Origin of the sequence: Idiomarina sp. H2 (genome assembly GCF_004364275.1) — a bacterium.
Lineage (GTDB): Bacteria > Pseudomonadota > Gammaproteobacteria > Enterobacterales > Alteromonadaceae > Idiomarina > Idiomarina loihiensis.
The window spans coordinates 111,933-131,747 of sequence record NZ_SNZY01000008.1 but is presented as its reverse complement, the minus strand read 5'-3'; the positions used below and the strand labels follow the sequence as shown (position 1 = coordinate 131,747).

At 48.0% G+C, this 19,815-nt stretch carries 12 protein-coding genes; 4 read left to right on the top strand and 8 right to left on the bottom strand.

From position 1 onward, the window contains the following. The first annotated feature begins 7 nt into the window (after positions 1-7). Positions 8-2,857, top strand: coding sequence for a valine--tRNA ligase (locus DET62_RS11425; RefSeq protein WP_110013983.1), 2,850 nt, complete (start codon positions 8-10; stop codon positions 2,855-2,857). Positions 2,858-2,977: 120 nt separating this feature from the next. Here DET62_RS11425 and rraB read toward each other — a convergent pair whose 3' ends face one another. The 6 genes from rraB to DET62_RS11395 form a co-directional block, all read right to left on the bottom strand. Beyond that, positions 2,978-3,364: a ribonuclease E inhibitor RraB gene (rraB, locus tag DET62_RS11420; RefSeq protein ID WP_110013982.1), complete on the bottom strand. Its 387-nt coding sequence runs from the start codon at positions 3,362-3,364 to the stop codon at positions 2,978-2,980. Continuing rightward, the gene (locus tag DET62_RS11415; RefSeq protein ID WP_034822503.1) at positions 3,361-4,101 is read right to left on the bottom strand and encodes a 1-acylglycerol-3-phosphate O-acyltransferase; all 741 of its coding nucleotides are present in this window, start codon (positions 4,099-4,101) and stop codon (positions 3,361-3,363) included. Before DET62_RS11415 ends, rraB begins: the two co-directional genes overlap by 4 nt. Before the next feature lie 13 nt (positions 4,102-4,114). Beyond that, positions 4,115-6,358, bottom strand: a complete 2,244-nt coding sequence (parC, locus tag DET62_RS11410) for a DNA topoisomerase IV subunit A (RefSeq protein ID WP_110013981.1) — start codon at positions 6,356-6,358, stop codon at positions 4,115-4,117. A gap of 26 nt (positions 6,359-6,384) precedes the next feature. Further along, positions 6,385-8,277 (bottom strand): DNA topoisomerase IV subunit B, encoded by a 1,893-nt coding sequence (gene parE / locus DET62_RS11405; protein ID WP_110013980.1) that lies wholly within the window; start codon positions 8,275-8,277, stop codon positions 6,385-6,387. Between the two features lie 66 nt (positions 8,278-8,343). Continuing rightward, complete coding sequence (locus DET62_RS11400; protein ID WP_110013979.1) at positions 8,344-8,805, bottom strand: DUF1249 domain-containing protein; 462 nt, start codon at positions 8,803-8,805, stop codon at positions 8,344-8,346. A 9-nt stretch (positions 8,806-8,814) separates the two neighbouring features. After that, positions 8,815-9,432, bottom strand: coding sequence for an NUDIX domain-containing protein (locus DET62_RS11395; protein WP_110013978.1), 618 nt, complete (start codon positions 9,430-9,432; stop codon positions 8,815-8,817). A gap of 185 nt (positions 9,433-9,617) precedes the next feature. Between DET62_RS11395 and tolC the strand changes: the two genes are divergently transcribed. Together tolC and lpxL are read left to right on the top strand one after the other, a co-directional pair. After that, entirely contained in the window at positions 9,618-11,003 is a 1,386-nt protein-coding gene (gene tolC, locus DET62_RS11390) for an outer membrane channel protein TolC (RefSeq protein ID WP_110013977.1), read from the top strand. A 100-nt stretch (positions 11,004-11,103) separates the two neighbouring features. Next, entirely contained in the window at positions 11,104-12,045 is a 942-nt protein-coding gene (lpxL, locus tag DET62_RS11385; protein ID WP_034822497.1) for an LpxL/LpxP family Kdo(2)-lipid IV(A) lauroyl/palmitoleoyl acyltransferase, read from the top strand. On the opposite strand, the gene glnE is transcribed toward lpxL, so the two are convergent. Next, the gene (glnE, locus tag DET62_RS11380) at positions 12,021-14,870 is read right to left on the bottom strand and encodes a bifunctional [glutamate--ammonia ligase]-adenylyl-L-tyrosine phosphorylase/[glutamate--ammonia-ligase] adenylyltransferase (protein WP_110013976.1); all 2,850 of its coding nucleotides are present in this window, start codon (positions 14,868-14,870) and stop codon (positions 12,021-12,023) included. The two genes, lpxL and glnE, sit on opposite strands and share 25 nt — an antisense overlap. Positions 14,871-14,877: 7 nt before the next feature. Continuing rightward, entirely contained in the window at positions 14,878-16,377 is a 1,500-nt protein-coding gene (locus tag DET62_RS11375; RefSeq protein WP_110013975.1) for a CYTH and CHAD domain-containing protein, read from the bottom strand. A gap of 225 nt (positions 16,378-16,602) precedes the next feature. On the opposite strand from DET62_RS11375, the gene putA reads away from it, so the two are divergent. After that, the gene (gene putA / locus DET62_RS11370; RefSeq protein ID WP_110013974.1) at positions 16,603-19,770 is read left to right on the top strand and encodes a bifunctional proline dehydrogenase/L-glutamate gamma-semialdehyde dehydrogenase PutA; all 3,168 of its coding nucleotides are present in this window, start codon (positions 16,603-16,605) and stop codon (positions 19,768-19,770) included. The last annotated feature ends 45 nt before the right edge of the window (positions 19,771-19,815 follow it).

The following is a 19,815-nucleotide window of genomic DNA, read 5'->3' as shown; positions in this document are numbered from 1 at the left end:
GGTCATTATGGATAAAACATACTCCCCTGCAGCGATAGAACAAGATCTCTACCAACAATGGGAAGATAAGGGCTATTTCAAGCCCTCAGGTAAAGGCGACTCCTACTCGATTATGATTCCGCCACCCAACGTTACCGGCAGTCTGCATATGGGCCATGCCTTCCAACACACTATTATGGATACGCTGACCCGTTACCAGCGCATGGATGGCCTTAATACATTATGGCAAGTCGGTTCCGACCACGCCGGTATTGCCACCCAGATGGTCGTTGAACGCCAGTTGGCGGCTCAGGGACAAACTCGCCAGGAACTTGGTCGCGACGCTTTCATTGATAAAATATGGGAGTGGAAAGAACAATCCGGTGGCACAATTACCCAACAAATGCGCCGTCTGGGCGACTCAGTTGACTGGGATCGCGAACGCTTCACGATGGACGAAGGTCTTTCAGATGCGGTCCGCGAGGTCTTCGTAAAACTACACGAAGACAACCTGATTTATCGTGGTAAGCGCCTGGTAAACTGGGACCCTGCGCTGCAGACTGCCATTTCCGACTTAGAAGTCGAGAACAAAGAACAACAAGGTTCTATCTGGTATTTACGCTACCCGCTGGCCGATGGTGAGAAAACCGAAGACGGTAAAGATCATTTAGTGGTCGCGACCACCCGCCCGGAAACCATGTTAGGCGATGTGTGTGTTGCCGTGCATCCGGACGACGAGCGCTTCGCACATTTAGTCGGTAAACACCTTGAGTTACCTATTGTTAACCGCCGCATTCCGATAGTTGCCGACCATCACGTTGACAGCGAATTCGGTACAGGTTGCGTAAAGGTAACCCCGGCGCATGATTTTAACGACTACGAAATTGGCAAGCGTCATCAAACGGGCATGATTTCGATTTTTGATGACACGGCTCATGTTATGGCAACAGCAGGCCTTTACACCAGTACGGGTGAAGCGCTTGAAGAGCTGAACGGATTTAACGGTAGACTACCTGAGCAGTACGCCGGTAAAGAGCGTTTCGAGGCTCGCAAACAGCTTATTGCTGAATTTGACGAACTCGGTTTGCTGGAAAAAATTGAAAAGCACACCAACAAAATACCGTATGGTGACCGTGGTGGCGTTCCTATTGAACCGCATTTAACCGACCAATGGTATGTCCGCGTTGAGCCTATGGCCAAACAGGCGACTGAAGCGGTTGAAGACGGCCGCATTGAATTTGTACCCAAGCAGTACGAAAACATGTATTTCAGCTGGATGCGCGACATTCAGGACTGGTGTATTTCGCGTCAGTTATGGTGGGGACACCGTATTCCGGCATGGTACGACGAGCAAGGCAATGTCTACGTTGGTCGCACCGAAGAAGAAGTGCGGGACAAACATAATTTAGGCGATACTCCTCTTCAGCAGGACGAAGACGTATTAGATACCTGGTTCTCTTCCGCACTATGGACCTTTTCTACTCTCGGTTGGCCAAAAAATACCGAGGACTTAAAAACCTTCCATCCGACCGATGTGCTGGTTACCGGTTTCGACATTATTTTCTTCTGGGTTGCCCGCATGATCATGATGACCATGCACTTCATAAAAGATGAGGATGGCCAGCCGCAGGTTCCGTTTAAGAAAGTCTATGTGACCGGCCTTATTCGTGACGAAGAAGGCCAGAAAATGTCTAAGTCTAAAGGTAATGTATTAGACCCGCTGGACATGATTGACGGCATTAGCGCTGACGAGCTCGTCGCTAAACGTACCGCGAATTTGATGCAGCCTAAAATGCGCGAGAAAATTGAAAAACGCACCCGCAAGGAGTTCCCTGAAGGTATTACCGCTCATGGAACCGATGCGCTGCGCTTTACCTTAACAGCACTTGCGTCGACTGGTCGCGATATCAACTGGGACATGAAGCGCCTGGAGGGATATCGCAACTTCTGTAACAAGTTATGGAACGCGAGCCGTTATGTGCTGATGAGCACCGAAGAACATGACTGTGGTCTTGAAAGCGACGATATGACCCTGTCACTGGCAGACGAATGGATTATTGCCCGCTTTAACAGCACCGTAAAAGACTTTCGTCAGGCTTTGGATACCTACCGTTTTGATCAGGCTGCTGCTATTGCGTACGAATTTACCTGGAACCAGTTTTGTGACTGGTATCTGGAGCTCACTAAACCGATACTCCAAAGTGGCACAGAAGTACAACAACGCGGCACTCGCCACACACTGGTGAATGTTTTAGAGCAGTTACTGCGTCTTCTGCACCCGGTCATGCCTTACATTACCGAAACTATCTGGCAACGCGTTAAGCCGCTGGTTGGTAATACGGGTGATACTATTATGCTGCAGCCGTTCCCTCAGGTTGAGGACAACGTCAGCCATCAGGCAATGCAGGACATGGAGTGGCTTAAGCGTGTTATTTTGGCCATTCGTAATATTCGTGGCGAAATGGATTTATCACCGAATAAGCCTTTGCCTCTGCTGCTCTCAAATGCTGATGCAATGGCCAGGGGTCGTATTGAAAATAACCAAAGCTTCCTCAGTAGCCTGGCCAAACTGGAATCTATTGAGTTTATTGAAAGCGATGACGATGCACCGGCCAGTATGACCGCGCTGGTTGATACGTTGAAGCTGCATATTCCAATGGCCGGTTTAATTGATAAAGAAGCTGAGCTGCAGCGTCTGCAAAAGTCTATTGAGAAAGCAAATAAAGAGTGGCAGCGCCTGAATGGCAAGTTAAGCAATGACAACTTTGTCAGTAAAGCACCTGAAGCGGTCATTGCCAAAGAACGTGAAAAGCTTTCAGAGGCCGAAACAACCCTGAAGCAGCTGCAGGAGCAACAGGACAAAATTAAAGCTCTCTAATTTTGTACTACGCCATTGCTGAACAAAAAAAGCCCGGATCATTAGATTCGGGCTTTTTTTAACGTCATCTATTCTAAAACAAACCTATTGCTTTAATTACCAATAAAAGCTGAGAGAGGCTCATTCCTCTCCATCATCTAAGTCTTCATCGTCAAGTTCGTCGTCTTCAATCAGCGTACCCCAGCCGTCATACTCCACCTCGCACTCATCAGCTATAGCGGCTATTTCACGCACCTGACGGTTTAAAATATCGTTATCAAGCTCAGCGTCTGTTACCGCCATAAACGCAAACCAACGCTTGCCTCGTTCGTCTTCAAACTCGTCGGCATCGTCCACATGATATCCCTGCTTGACCAGTTCAACAGCGGCTTTTTCCAGTTTGGTAAAGTCCTGGCTGGCTAAGTGATGCTCAATTTCATACAAGAGTTCTGTTTCTGCACCATCAGCAATCAAAGCCTGTACAGTTTCTTCACTTTGGGTAAGTAGATCATTAAGATCTCGACTCATGTTTTTTCCTTTTTAGCCTGTTCTTGCTCAATGCTCGCGTTTAACTGCTTAATTTTATCATCCATTTTTTGATGACAGTGAGCACTCAGTTCACGTAGATTCTCTCGCTGATAATTGGCAATTCTCACCGGTTCAAGAAACGCCACTTTTAACACTCCGTTATTCCAGCGGTTCATTTTTATCTTACCGTGCAATTCAGATACACAAACCGGCACTACGTCCACTTGCGCCCGGTACGCAGTATGAAAAGCACCGTTTTTAAATGGCAACAAACCACGTCCATAACTGCGGGTGCCTTCAGGAAACATCCACACCGAAATATCGCGCTGCTTTATCGCATCCGCAGTCTGCCCGATTGTGCCATGGGCTTTACCGGCATTTTTTCTGTCTATAAGGATATTGCCTGCCAACCAGTAGAGCCAACCGAAAAAAGGTATCCATCTAAGGCTCTTCTTGCCAACAGTCACCGTATTTTTTGGCAGCATTGCTGCTATGGTGAAAATTTCCCAGCTATTTTGATGATTGCAAATAAAGACATAAGGCCCGCCCTTTTCAATATCCGGGTGCCGGCTGACCTCAATTCGCATCCCCAAAACCCGTATTGCCCAACCAAAAATATGGGCAAAACGATAGGTATTGTTGCGGTGGAACGGCCGGACAATACAAAACAAGCAGCCTACGACACCAAACACCACAACAAAACCACCAAGAAACAACCATCGCAACAAGGCTAACATCCAAACTCCCCAATTAATCCTTGTTTTCCTCAACCACTATTTCGTCGACACGTTGTAACCCGCGCGGCAGTTTATTGCCCCGGCGACCACGTTCTCCGTAATAATGTTCTAAATCAGCCGGCTTCAGAGTCAGTTTGCGTTTACCTGCAATGAGAGTAATGGCAGTATCCGGCGCGGCGGTAGCTAAAGCAACCACATACTCCTCGCGGGACTGCGCTCTTAAGGCCGGAATACTAATTAATTTATTCCCTTTTCCTTTGCTCAACTGCGGTAAGTCTGCAACCGGGAAGACCAACATCCGGCCCTCGTTAGAAATAACAATGACTTTGTCGTGTTGCAGGTCATTCACGTTATTCGGCGGCAGGATCTTAGCCCCGGTAGGTAATGTAATAATGGCTTTACCATTTTTATTACGGCTGACTAAATCACTAAACTGGCAAACAAACCCGTAGCCTGCGTCAGAGGCCAGCAGCAAATGACTTTCATCTTTTGCCATTAAAACATGCTCGACATTCTCGCCAGCAACCAGGCTGAAACGTCCGGTCAGAGGTTCCCCCTGACTTCTCGCTGATGGCAACAAATGAGCCTCACAAGAAAAGCTTTTCCCCGAAGTATCGAGGAACACCACCGGCTGATTACTCTTCCCCTCAGCCGAAGAAAGATAGCTGTCTCCGGATTTATAACTGAGCTTATCACCTTCTATATCGTGACCTTTGGCTGTACGTACCCAGCCTTTTTTAGAGAGCACAACAGTGACCGCTTCAGCAGGGGTTAAGTCTCGTTCGCTTAGCGCTTTTGCTTCAGAGCGTTCAACAATAGGTGAACGACGTTCATCGCCATAATTCTCAGCATCCGCCAGCAACTCTTTCTTAATTAAAGTTTTCAACCGACGATCAGACCCCAGCAAGGTCTCAAGTTTTTCTCGTTCTTTATTCAATTCATCCTGCTCGCCAGTCAGCTTCATTTCTTCCAATTTAGCTAAGTGACGTAACTTCAATTCAAGAATCGCTTCGGCTTGCTTATCGGTGAGCGCAAAACGGCTCATCAGCTCTTCTTTCGGCTTGTCTTCTGTACGAATAATCTCAATGACTTCATCAATATTCAGATAAGCAATGAGTAAGCCTTCCAGAATATGCAAACGGGCCAGCACTTTATCTAAACGATGCTGCAAACGTCGGGTAACAGTGGTCTGACGGAATTCCAGCCACTCTTTCAAAATGCCCACCAAAGGCTTCACTTTTGGCCGACCGTCTAAGCCGAGAATATTCAGATTAACCCGATACTGCTTTTCTAAGTCAGTGGTAGCAAACAGGTGGTTCATTAACTGTTCGGTATCGACACGGTTTGAACGCGGAACCACTACCAATCGAGTCGGGTTCTCATGGTCAGACTCATCACGTAAGTCTGCAACCAGAGGTAACTTTTTCGCCTGCATTTGATGCGCTATTTGCTCTAAAACCCTTGCGCCAGATGCCTGGTGCGGTAGCGCAGTAATAACAATTTCGCCATCTTCAATACTGTAACAGGCTCGCATTTTAATGCTGCCTCGTCCGGTTTCGTAGAGTTTGACGATGTCTTCTGACGGAGTGATTATCTCCGCATCAGTCGGATAGTCAGGACCTTTCAAGACTTCCATAATATCTTCAAGCTGGCTACCGGGCTTTTCCAGTAACATCGCGCAGGCATTTGCTACTTCACGGGCATTGTGCGGCGGGATGTCCGTCGCCATGCCAACCGCAATGCCAGTTACGCCATTCAGCAAAATATGTGGTAACCGTGCCGGCAGTACCTGAGGTTCTTTCATGGTGCCGTCGAAATTCGGTATCCAGTCAACCGTGCCCTGACCCAGCTCACTCAGCAGTACCTCGCTGAACTTAGACAACCGGGCTTCGGTATAACGCATGGCCGCGAAAGACTTAGGGTCATCCGGCGAACCCCAGTTACCCTGACCATCGACCAGAGGGTGACGATAGGTAAAGGGCTGCGCCATTAATACCATTGCTTCATAACAGGCGCTGTCACCATGAGGGTGGAACTTACCCAGCACATCACCCACGGTACGAGCCGATTTTTTATATTTTGCTAATGCAGATAAACCCAGCTCTGACATTGCGTAAACAATGCGTCGCTGTACCGGCTTCAGGCCATCGCCAATATTTGGCAATGCCCTGTCCATAATTACGTACATGGAGTAATTAAGGTAGGCCTCTTCGGTAAAGCGACTCAGTGGGCGGGTTTCTGTAACTTCCGTCGACATTCTGACTTCTCCTTGCTCACAAGTGCTTACAGTTCAGCCAAATCGGCCATGTTACCTTTGCTTTCCAGCCAGGTACGGCGATCACCAGCGCGTTTTTTCGCTAACAGCATATCCATTAATTCTTCCATTACTTCGCCGTCATCAATGGTCAACTGGACTAACCGGCGGGTATTAGGATCCATGGTTGTTTCTCGCAGTGTCAGCGGATTCATCTCACCCAGACCTTTGAAACGCTGCACATTCACTTTGCCTTTACGTTTCTCTGCTTCAATCCGGTCCAGGATACCCTGCTTTTCTGCTTCATCTAGTGCGTAAAACACTTCTTTCCCCAAATCGACACGGTACAGCGGAGGCATCGCTACAAAAATATGACCATGTTCAACCAAAGGTCTGAAATGTTTTACAAACAATGCGCACAACAACGTGGCAATGTGCAGACCGTCGGAATCGGCGTCAGCAAGAATACAAATTTTTCCATACCGCAGTTTATCTAAATCAACACTGTTTGGGTCGACTCCGACAGCTACCGAAATGTCATGAATTTCCTGCGAAGCCAGAATTTGTTCGGGATCAACTTCCCAGGTATTAAGAATTTTTCCTCGCAGAGGCATAACTGCCTGAAACTCACGATCGCGGGCTTGCTTAGCAGAGCCTCCGGCGGAGTCCCCTTCCACTAAAAACAATTCACTGCGACCAGGTTCCTGACTTGAGCAATCGGTAAGCTTGCCTGGCAATGCCGGACCCTGAGTCACTTTTTTACGAACAACCTTTTTACTAGCCTTTAAGCGTCGTTGCGCGTTACTAATACACACATCGGCTAAAAGCTCAGCTTGATCGGTATGCTCGTTCAGCCACAGGCTAAAAGCGTCTTTTACCACGCCGGAAACAAAACTGGCCGACTGACGGGATGACAAGCGCTCTTTGGTCTGTCCGGCAAATTGCGGGTCCTGCATTTTTGTCGACAAGATATAACTGCAACGTTCCCACACATCTTCCGGTGTTAATTTGACACCTCTGGGTAACAAGTTACGAAACTCACAAAACTCGCGCATCGCTTCCAGCAAGCCCTGGCGCAGTCCATTAACGTGTGTACCGCCGAGCGTAGTAGGAATCAGGTTAACGTAACTTTCTGAGACCCCTTCTCCGCCTTCCGGGAGCCAGGTAACAGCCCAGTCAACGCCTTCAGTCTGAGAGCTAAAACTTCCGTCAAACGGCATTTCCGGCAACGTCGGTACATCTTTTACCGCTTCCACCAGGTAGTCGGTCAGACCGTCCTGATAGAACCAGGTATCTTCTGTGTCATCTATTTTATTGCGGAAGGTTATTTTAAGCCCGGGGCAGAGTACCGCCTTAGCTCGCAAAATATGTTTTAGTTTGGTAACCGAGAATTTTGCCGAATCGAAATATTGAGGGTCTGGCCAAAAGTGAACCCGGGTGCCGGTATTTCTCTTGCCTACGGTACCGGTAACCTCCAGCTCGCTGACTTTATCACCATTTTCATAGGCCATTTCATAAACCTGGCCGTCACGCTTAATAGTCAGCTCAACGCGCTTAGAAAGCGCATTAACGACCGAAATACCGACACCATGCAAGCCACCGGAGAATTGGTAGTTTTTATTTGAAAATTTACCGCCGGCGTGCAGTTTGCTCATAATCAGTTCAACGCCCGGAACGCCCTCTTCCGGGTGGATATCTACTGGCATCCCCCGTCCATCATCTGTCGTCTCAAGCGACTGATCGGGATGCAGAACAACGAGTAATGACTTAGCGTGCCCCGCCAGAGCTTCATCGACACTGTTATCTATAACTTCCTGACCCAAGTGATTAGGTCGAGAGGTGTCAGTGTACATACCGGGGCGGCGCTGAACCGGTTCCAGTCCGTTCAGCACCTCAATGGAGTCGGATTTATAGTCTGTCATGAGTCCCTGTTTTTATTATTGGCTCGATCCGCGAAAAGTGTGCCTCAATTTACCGCTAACTGACGTCTATTTGAAGTAGTAAGGCATAAATTTCTGAACGGCTTCACTGAGTTTTGGTTGAATATGACCTTGCTTTCGACACAAGGTTAACCAGTCAGCCAAAAACTGATTAACCTGATGCTTTTCGTCCCGGTGCCGCATTTCGCGGTTAGGTTGTTGATAACGTGCCGCTAATCGGGTAACACCCTGACTGGATATGATCTCAGCCATACGCACATCATGGTATAATCTTACCGTCATTTTCGCCTGCAAGTAATCCGCCCAGTTTGGCTTTAATTGCTCAATTTCAATATCTGAGGTGTATCGCGATTCACTGACGTTACGTAAATTGAAAGCCAAATTTTCGCCCGCGTAGAGCGTTACCTCAGCTTCAGATTCAAGCTGAGACAGCAGCGGTAAAAGGCCTGCGTAATTTAGTTCGGTTAGTCGGTGCAGTTCCGCAACGTCGACAACATAGCGCTGTTGCATAATAAAACCTCAGTTTTGCTCCTGGTCAGAGAACACCTTATCACGATGTAATAGCAACCATTGTAACCCAATAACACTTGCCGCGTTGTTGATTTCTTCACGTTCGAGCATGCCAATAACTTCTGTTCTGGGTAAAACGTGGACTCGAATATCTTCGTCTTCTTCAGCTAACCCGCCAAAACTGGCAGCCGATTGACTGTCGACTTCGGCAATATAAATAGTCAGTTTCTCGTCGGTACCACCCGGGCTTGAATAATAGCTGGTAGCGTAAATTAGCCGCTTAGCTTTTAATCCAGCTTCTTCCTCTAATTCACGCGTGGCCACTTCCTCTGAGCTCTCGTCCGCGTCAAACATACCGGCAACGAACTCAAACAACCATGGCCCATTTCTGTCGTCGAGTGCACCAACCCTGAACTGCTCCAAAACAACCAGTTCATCCCTGATTGGATCATAAGGTATAACCACAACAGCGTGTCCACGTTCCATTAATTCCCGATTTATTTCTGGACTCCAGTCACCAGAAAACAGGCGATGTTGTAAAGAATACCGATAAACCGATAAAAAACCTTGATAAAGAGGTGCCTTTTCCTTTACTTTCACATCATTCCGGTGAAAACGAATTGTCATACTTAGTGTCCTTTTTTACATAGGCGGATAAGACAAACATTCTGTTACACTTGAGCGAATTCTGAAACCATGTTTTTCTTAAACTATCTGCGCAAATCATTTACACTGGTAATCATTCAACACTGTATGTAAACTATGCGCAATCATTGAACAATTGCACGTTAAGTAACAGGAAACTGACTACCATGAAAAAGCATATTTTGTCGGCAGCCGTCGGTCTGGCACTGACCACAGTATCTTTTACGTCAAACGCTGAAGATTTGGCTCAAATTTATCGTTTAGCCGTTGATAACGACCCGACCCTATTAAGTGCCGCAGCGGAGCGAAACGCCGCACAAAAAGGCATTGATATTGCCAAGTCAGGATTCCTGCCACAAATTACAGGTGACGCAGGTTACACTGACTCGACCAGCGAATCACCTCAGGTTTTTGAATCCGGCATTCAGGTTTTTGATACTGACAGCAATGGCTGGAGTGCAGGTGTAAGTCTTAATCAAAGCCTTTTTGACTGGAGTGTCTGGAAAAATGCAGATATTGCAGAAAAACAAGCATACCAGGCAGAAGTTGCCTACAGTAACGCTCAGCAAGATTTAATGATCCGTGTTGTTAATGCTTATTTTCAGGCTTTGCAGGCGCGCGACGATTTATCTTTCGCTGAAGCTGAGAAAAAAGCCATTGAACGCCAACTTGAACAAACGAAACAGCGTTTTTCGGTAGGTTTAACAGCTATTACTGATGTCCACGAAGCACAAGCTCAGTATGATAGCGCTGTCGCTAGTGAAATTCAGGCCAAGAATGCAGTCAAAATTGCTTTGGAAGACATTCGTGAAATTACTGGTCGCTACCCACAAGATCTCGCGGCCCTAAACACTGAAACATTTTCTCCGAGCGATCCATCTCCTGACAACATCGAAACATGGGTTAAAAAAGCTGAAAATGCTAACTTGAGTTTACTGGAGAGTCAGGTACAGGTAGAAATTGCAGAGCAACAAATAAAACTGCAGCAAAGTGGACACTACCCTACAGTATCTTTAGAGGCACGCTATTCCACAAGTGATAACGAGCGCACAATTACCGGCGATAATGGACAAGAGCAGACAACGAATTTGCCCCGACTCGACAGCCGTTCGATTGGCCTGAATGTCAGTGTTCCTATTTTCTCCGGGTTCCGCACGTCATCTGAAATTGCGCAAGCGCGGGATAACTACGTTGTTAGCAGTCAACAAATGGTGCAGACCCGCCGTAATGTGGAGCGTCAAGTTCGTAACTCTTTTTATGAAGTCTCTGCGTCGATTCCCAGTATTAAAGCATTTCAACAGTCAGTTGTTTCTGCCGAAAGTGCTTTAAAAGCCACAGAAGCAGGGTTTGAAGTAGGTACTCGTACTATTGTTGATGTGCTGGACAGTACTCGTAACCTTTACAATGCAAAACGTAACTTGTCAGAAGCGCGCTATGGCTACATCCGTCAAGTGCTGACTCTGGAAAAAGCCGCTGGACAACTGCAGGAACAAGACCTGATGGCGATTAACAGCAGTCTTTCTGAAAACGTACAAGGCACTGCCGCAGACTAGTTGCGCAGACCGTGGCACCGCCTGACTATTGGCGGTGCCTCATTTTAGAATTTTTATGTTACTATCCGCGGCAAATAGCGAATAATAAGCGACATCAGCTGTGATCGAACCTCCCAAATTTAAATTCTACTTTTTACATCCTAAGTTTTGGCTTACCTGGCTCGGTGTTTTCATCCTGTATAGCGTGTCATGGCTGCCTTATCGGCTACAGCTTGCCATGGGCCGCGGGTTGGGCTTGTTGTTTAAAAAACTCATGCCGCGCAGGGTGAATATAGCCCGTACCAACTTAAAGCTTTGCTTCCCGGAATACAGCAATGAGAAGATCGAGGCATTGCTAACCGAAAATATGAAAAATACCGGAATCGCATACTTCGAAGTTGGCATGGCCTGGTGGTGGCCGAACTGGCGAATTAAACGTAAGCTACACGTCCATGGTGAAGAGCACTTACGTAAGGCACAGGAGGATGGCAGCGGCGTACTGTTATTGCTCTTTCACTTCCTGAGCTTAGAAGTTCATGCCCGCTTACATGGCTTTGTCGAGCCAGCTGTAGGTCTTTACCGCCCACATAATAATGCGGTCATGGAGTTCTTACAAACCCGCGGCAGAGGGCGTTCAAACAAATATATGATCCAGCGTCGCGATGTTAAAGCGATGATGAGATCACTGACCGAAGGTGATATCGCCGGCTATCTTCCGGATCAGGATTATGGCCGTCGTCGCGTCGAGTTTGTTAAGTTCTTTGAAGTACCAGATGCTTCAACAACCTTGGGTACTATGCTTTTTGCCCGCAACCCGAACTGCAAAGTCATGGTAAGCCGTTGCGTCAGACGTGACGACGGAAGCGGTTACGATCTCTTTTACGAACCGCCGCTTGAAAATTTCCCCACGGGAGACAAGAAAGCGGATGCCGAACGCGTTAATGGTTTGGTGGAAGACGCCATTCTAAAAGCTCCGGCCCAGTACCTCTGGGTTCACCGCAGGTTTAAAACCCGCCCCGACCCTGACATGCCAAGCTACTACAAGTCATCTTCCAATAAGTGATTCCAGCAATTGAGCACAGCCTGACGTTCATTGTCCAGGTTGTGTTCCTCCAATAACTGCTCCCCCTGTAACGCCAGCGAATGACTCTCACAGCGAAAAATTTGAAAGGCGTTAATTAAGTTCTGAGCATCCACTTCTGTTAGTAAATGTAACTGTTGCGCTTCAGTCAGAAGCCTGACGTTATCACTGTACTTGCATAGATCCGGATATTTATGCGCATAACGCAAAACCAGATACTGAGTGATAAACTCAATATCAGCAATACCGCCCGGGTCTTGTTTTAAATCGAACTTCCGGCTGTTTCTTTGGGTCAGATGCTCACGCATTTTTTCTCGCATACTAACGATATTCTGACGCAGTTCGTGTTCATCTCGTTGTTGAGAAAGAACACTCCGGCGTATATCCATAACCGTATCCCTTAAAGCCGGAACGCCGAATACAGGCCGCGCACGCACCAGTGCCTGCAACTCCCAGGTCCAGGCGTCGTCGCGCAAATAACGGGCAAAAGAGCCCACCTGCGTCACCAGTAAACCAGCCTGCCCTGACGGGCGCAAGCGTAAATCCACGTCATACAAAATGCCTGCAACGGTACGGGTAGTAAATAAATGCAGAATTCGTTGCGCCAGTCTTAAGTAAAACTGCTGAACTTCAATCGGTCGTTGACCGTCTGTCTGCCCCTGATAATTAGCATCCGTTACAAAAACGAGATCAAGATCGGAACCATAACCCAGCTCCTGCCCGCCTAGTTTCCCATATCCCAATACTGCGAATCCGGTATTATCGATACTGGTTCCCGCGGGCTTCCCATGTTTTTGAGTCAAATGTTGCCAGGCCAGACCGACCACTTGAGAAATAGTGGCTTCTGCCAGCGCACTCAAATGATCACTAACGTTCATCAGTTCCAAAACGCCACTGATATCCGCTGCAGCAATTTTCAGTTGCAGCGCCTGCTTAGCCTGACGCAACGCATCCATTTGAGTTTCCAGATCTTGTTCAGGAATACGTACAAGATATTCTCGTAGCACTGCCGCGTAGTCCTTTGACTCAGGTAGGCTGTATAGCTGCTGCGGGTCAATCAGTTCATCCAGAAGTATGGGGTGCAAAGCCAACTGTTCAGAGATCCATGGGCTCGCCATACACAATTTGCAAAGCTGCTCGCGGGCGCCGGGGTTTTCCGCCAGCAGTTCAATGTACGCCGTTCGGCTCATAACCGCTTTAATAATAGAAAGCAGCCTTTCCAGCAACCGCTCTGGATGCTGATGCTGAATAGCATGCCGGAGCATTATCGGCATTAACCTAGCTAATGCAGAACGCCCTCTTGGGCCCGAACTACGACGGCGGCTCTCCTGGCGAAAATTTTTAATTAGAGTCCATAATGCCTGAGGTTCGTCAACGCCCTCGCTCTCTATGATTTCTATCGCAGCATCATCATCCAGCATGTCCTGCCACAAAACCTGCAAGCCTTGTTCATCCTCGTCATCTTCAGACTCCGCGCCAACCACTTGCTGGAACTCAGCATGAATGCGCTCCATGCACTTGTCTATTTTTCTCTGCAAGGTTTCCCACTCAGGTTCATTCAGCATTGTGCACAACCGTGCGCGGCCAGTTTCATCGCTGGGTAATTGCTGAGTTTGCTGGTCATCAATTTGTTGCAGGCGGTGCTCAATAACCCGCAAATACTCGTAATCTTTTAATAGCTGACTAGCATGCTCCGAGCTTATCAAATCCAGTTCCACCAGGCCGTTCATGGCGATATAAACTGAACGTGTCTGCAGTGATTTTTCCTGCCCCCCGCGGATAAGCTGATGCGCCTGAACAATAAACTCAACTTCGCGAATCCCACCGGCACCCAGCTTGATGTTATTTTTAACGCCCTGTCGGCGGGTTTCCTGGGTAATCAAAAGCTTCATTTTACGCAGCGCTTCAATGGCGCCAAAATCAATATAGCGGCGGTAAACGAAAGGTCGTATCAACTGTTGAAATGCTTGCTCATACTGTTCATCAGCCCCTACCATGCGAGCTTTAACCATGGCGTAACGTTCCCAGTCCCGACCCTGCTCCTGATAGTAATGCTCCAGCGCATTCAAACTGGTTACCAGCGGACCCGACTGACCAAAAGGTCTTAACCGCATATCGACCCGGAACACTTGCCCGTCCGCAGTCGTCTCGTCAAGTAACCCAATCAGTGACTGCGCCAGCCGCTTATAGAAAACACCGTGCTCCAGATTACGTCCAGGCCCCTGAGTTTCGCCTTGTTCAGGAAAAGCAAAAATAAGGTCAATATCGGAAGAGAAATTCAGCTCCTTTCCACCCAGCTTCCCCATTCCAATGACCAGCATTGGCATTAGCTGATCATTAGCATCTAGCGGTTTACCGTGGCGTTGGACAAAACGTTCAAACAACCACTCCAGACTCTTATTGATTGCTGCATCAGCAAAGGTACTGTAATGGTGTAGAGATTCTTTTAGCGACACTTGCTGCAGAATGTCGGCTGCTGCCAGCTTCGCCATCCAACAGTGCCGTAGCCTGCGGAGGCATTTTTTTGCGTCATCGTCATGCGTTATTTGATTTAACGACTCTGCTATACGGTCACCGTAGCTGTCAGCATCAACCAAACAAATACTCGTTCCACCGTCGTCAAAAAAGTCGGTTAAAAGATGCTCTGGGTAACTTTCAGCAACCCTGCCAAGAAAAGGACTAACAGCAAATAATGCCCGTAATCTTTGCTCCTGTTCAGCTGTGAGCTTAATATTCTCTGCAACCTCTTTAAAACGTTCCCAGGCTGTTTCAGTCTCGCTCATCAATTTATTGTCGGGAGTCTGCATAACCACCTTAATTTAACCAGTATGGTTCACGTTTCAGCGCAGCTTTACGCGAATATTCAAGAGCTTTTAACAGGGACTCACGCTGTACTTTTTGCCAGTCCATTAATTTTTCATCCACTTCGTCGTCGCGGTCCCGAATACGCTCATGTAAAATATGCAATGCGGTAATTTCACGAATACCCCGGGCTAAATCCTGCCACGGCAGCCGGAAGCTTTCTCTCAAGTCAGCATCAAACAAATGTCCGAAGCAAGTTCCCATCAAAAGGCTGTTTTGCAAGGGTGTCAGCAACTTAAGATACCCTTCTTCACTGAGCTTTTCATGCTCAGAAAATGCCGTTTGCACCAGTTGCCAGTCGCTTTTCAAAAGTTGACTGCTCCAGGGTAAAACCGGCTGCTCCAGCTCCTCTGTCATTTCTTCTTTCAAGAGAAACTCTGACAATCCCAGTACGGTTTTTTGGTATGCCGCAGAATGCACCAGTTCAGCAACTTCATTCAGGCGAATAACATCCTCCTGACTGTTGACTAAAGATTCATACAATTTGCTGTAACGCTTAAGCGCGCGATGATAGGCCCCATCTTCAGCGGTTAACTCATCCAGCCCTTCAAATCGCTTCAACCATTGCAGTTTTGCGGTTATTTGCGAGATGCCGGTCAGCAACCGTCGTTCACCAACCCCGTTCTCAATAAGTTGTTCCAACACAACCCGCACCATTTGCATACCGTCCGCCATTCCCTGTACCGCCCGGACACTGGGTTGGAAGTCCAGGCACGCTTCGTTGTGCTGCCAATGGCGCAAGCCCGATTCCAGCGACCGATAAAGCGCCTGGCCAACATTTTGCTCAGAGTGTATTGGTACGTAGTGCATTTGTGTAAAAGGCTCCAGCAAGCTTTTTCCGGCCAGCAGATAGCCTCTTGCCGCTTTACTTAACGAGCCTACTCGCGCACCGGCTTTTTTCACTAACTCCTGTGCCAGTCGATAGGCCTCGGCCAAAGAACCGCCCTGTAACTCCAGTTCAATCTCCGCTATTGGCTCTCGCTGCTCGCCCGACTCTATATATCCCTCATCAAGAACCATTTCGATAACACCTTCGCCGCTGGGAAGCCGCCAACGGGTTCGGGTGAAATCGGTAACGAACAAGGTGTCCAAATCACGCTGAATATCATAAACCGGAAAGTCCTCCGGCCATATTTCGTTATCAAACAAGGTTAAGTCGGGTTTGTCGCTATCAATGTCAATATTATACTCTGGCCTTTGGTGCATGCCGCCCATAACTCGACCAGCCAATTTCACTGTCTGCTCTTTATGAGCTTTATCGCTACGTATCCGTAATCCAATATCGAACTGACGTAAACGTAAATCGGACGTGTCAAAATAAGCATTTTTGAGTTCAAACTGCTCTTTGCGGGGTTTTGCCTGATGAGAATCCGCCAACGACTGGCAGACTTCGAGCGCTTTTTCTCGCTGTTCTGGAGCAATCAGTAACTTGAGCTCAACTTCTTGTGACATAAATCGATTCCGATGCGTTTAATAAGTTAGATTAAAGGTACTGGCTTGGCGGCTAACGGTCAACAAACACGGGCATTTAGTTCACTTGACACCAAGGGTGAAAAGTTGCAACGTGAGATCCGACCATGAAGGGTCTTTACCCGCGCAAAAATAAGCTTATACTTGCGCCGATTCCCAACTTTGGGGAAGCACGCCGAGCTTCGGCCTGGCTACACAGGAGATGCTATGTTCAAAGCGAGTGAGGTGCTATCCAAACAGCATCAGGCTGAGGACTTAAAGTCCTTACAGCAGGCAATTACTGACAATTATATTGTTGATGAAGACGAATATATGCGTGAGCTGTTGCCGCTGGTTCCGGCCGATGATGATACGGTTAGCGCAGTAACCGAGCGCGCAGCTAAGTTAGTTGAGCAAGTGAGGGAACAGGCAGATAACGGCGTCGTCGACGCATTTCTGCAAGAGTACAGCCTAGATACCAAAGAAGGTATTATTTTAATGTGCCTTGCCGAGGCACTATTGCGAATTCCTGATGCTTATACAGCCGACGCGTTAATTCAAGACAAACTCTCCGGCGGAGACTGGCAGAAACATATGGGCCAGAGCGCGTCCTGGTTAGTTAACTCAGGTACCTGGGGGCTGGCACTGACAAACAGTGTGACAAACCCTACAGGCAAAGCCATGGAAACACCTCGTGGTGCTTTCCGTCGTCTTGTTCGCAAACTCGGTAAACCCATTATTCGCAAGGCAACCTATACCGCCATGCAAATTATGGGTAAGCAGTTCGTATTGGGACGTACCATTGAGGAAGCCTTGAAAGAAAGCCGTGATAACCGTGACAAGGGTTACACTCACGCTTACGATATGCTTGGCGAAGCCGCATTAACTATGAAGGATGCGGATTACTACAAGCAGCAGTACGTCAACTCAATCAAGACGATAACCAAAGAAGAGTTCAATAACCCGGATGCACCACGCCCGACAATTTCAATTAAATTGTCAGCCTTGCACCCTCGTTATGAAGCATCAAATCACGAACGTGTACTGACTGAGCTGGCCACCACGTTGACCGAACTGGTCAAGCTGGCCAAAGAAGCCGATGTTGGTGTGACCATTGATGCCGAAGAAGCCGATCGCCACGAGCTTTCAATGGAGCTGTTTGAGAAAGTCTACCGCAGCGGTGTCTGTAAAGGCTGGCCTCGTTTTGGTTTGGTTGTACAGGCCTACTCGAAGCGTGCACTACCAACCTTGTGCTGGATAACGGCACTGGCAAAAGAGTGTGGCGATGAAATTCCTGTACGCTTGGTAAAAGGGGCTTATTGGGATAACGAGATTAAGTGGACTCAGGAAAACGGTCTGCTTGGTTACCCGGTATTTACTCGTAAGTCACACAGCGACATTTCATACCTGGCCTGTGCACGTTACTTATTAAGTGACGACACTGACGGTGCCATTTATCCGCAATTCGCGACTCACAACGCGCAAACCTTTATGGCCATTCAACAAATGAATGAGACCCATCAGCGTCGAATTGAGTATCAGCGTTTGCACGGCATGGGTGATAGCTTGTACGACACCATAATGGAGCAAAATCCAGGTATGGTGGTACGTATCTACGCACCAGTAGGCCCTCACAAAGATTTGTTGCCGTATTTAGTCCGCCGGCTTTTAGAGAACGGTGCTAACTCGTCGTTTGTCCACAAGCTGCTAGATGCAGACACACCGGTCAATGACTTAGTCGAGCACCCGATGAAAACCGCGTCCGGCTACGAGAAGTACGCTAACAGCAAAATTCCACTTCCCTCAGAAATGTATGGGGATCGCACAAATTCATTAGGATTGAATATGAATATTCACTCACAAGCAGATGATTTTATTGCAGCGGTTCAACAGTACCGTGACAAACAATGGCAAGGCGGCCCCATCGTCGATGGGAAAACCATAGAAACCGATCACCACGTCAGTATTACCAGCCCTCAGGAAACCTCGAAGCAGGTTGGCAGTATCTACTGGGGTGATAAAAAGCTCTCTGAGCAAGCACTGAAAAGTGCGAACGCTGCCTACAAATCCTGGCGTAACGTTCCGACCGAAGAGCGGGCGGAATGCTTAGAGAAATTTGCCGACTTAATGGAAGCTAACCGTAACGAGCTTATCGCTCTGTGTTCTGTAGAAGCTGGCAAAGGCTTACAGGACGGTATCGACGAAGTTCGCGAGGCCGTTGATTTCTGTCGTTATTACGCCAACCAGGCGCGTGAACTCATGGGTGGCCCTATTCAGTTACCGGGTCCGACAGGCGAAGACAATGAGCTGTTTGTTGAAGGTCGTGGAACTTTCATTTGTATTAGCCCATGGAACTTCCCTCTTGCCATTTTCGTTGGCCAGGTTGCAGCCGCTTTGGTTACCGGTAACTCAGTTATTGCTAAACCAGCAGAACAAACCGGGCTTATCGCATACCGCGCAGTGCAGCTGGCTTTAGAAGCAGGCATTCCGGGTAACGTATTGCACTTTATGCCAGGCAGTGGTGCCGAGGTCGGTAGCTATTTAACCAGCCAGGAAGACATTGGTGGCGTTTGCTTTACCGGTTCGACTTATACTGCTCAGGCCATTAACCGCGCACTAGCGGCACGTACTGGTCCAATTGTGCCATTGGTTGCTGAAACCGGCGGACAGAACGCCATGATGGTTGACTCTACCGCTCTGCCGGAACAGGTTGTCACCGATATCGTTGCCAGTGCCTTCCAGAGTGCGGGACAGCGTTGTTCAGCCCTGCGAGTTCTATTCGTACAGGATGATGTTGCTGATCGTGTTCTCGACTTACTACGTGGCGCTATGGAAGAGCTGCAAGTTGGTGACCCACTGCTGCATGAAACTGACGTTGGTCCGGTTATCGACGGTATTGCAAAAACTAACCTGGAACAGCACATATCAGATATCCAGCAGGCCGGTCGCCTAATTGCTCGTGCACCACTGCCTGATTACGCTATGGGCGGTACTTTTGTTGCACCTACAGCAATCGAAATTGATAGTATCAGCCAGTTGGTAAAAGAAAACTTCGGGCCAATTCTTCACGTTATTCGCTTTAAAACGAGTGAAATTGACGAGGTTATAGAGAGCATCAATAACACAGGCTTTGGTTTAACTTTCGGTATTCACAGCCGTAACGAGACCTTTGCTCACGACGTAGCTAGCCGTATTGATGTTGGTAACGTTTACATTAACCGTAACCAGATAGGTGCGATTGTCGGCGTACAACCATTTGGTGGTCGCGGCATGTCAGGTACCGGACCGAAAGCCGGCGGACCACACTACCTAACCCGCTTTGTTACCGAAAAAACGCGTAGTGATAATATTACTGCCGTTGGCGGTAACGCTACCTTGTTGTCTTTGGACGATTAAAGGCCAGCAATAGACAGAAAAGCCAGCGAGAAATCGCTGGCTTTT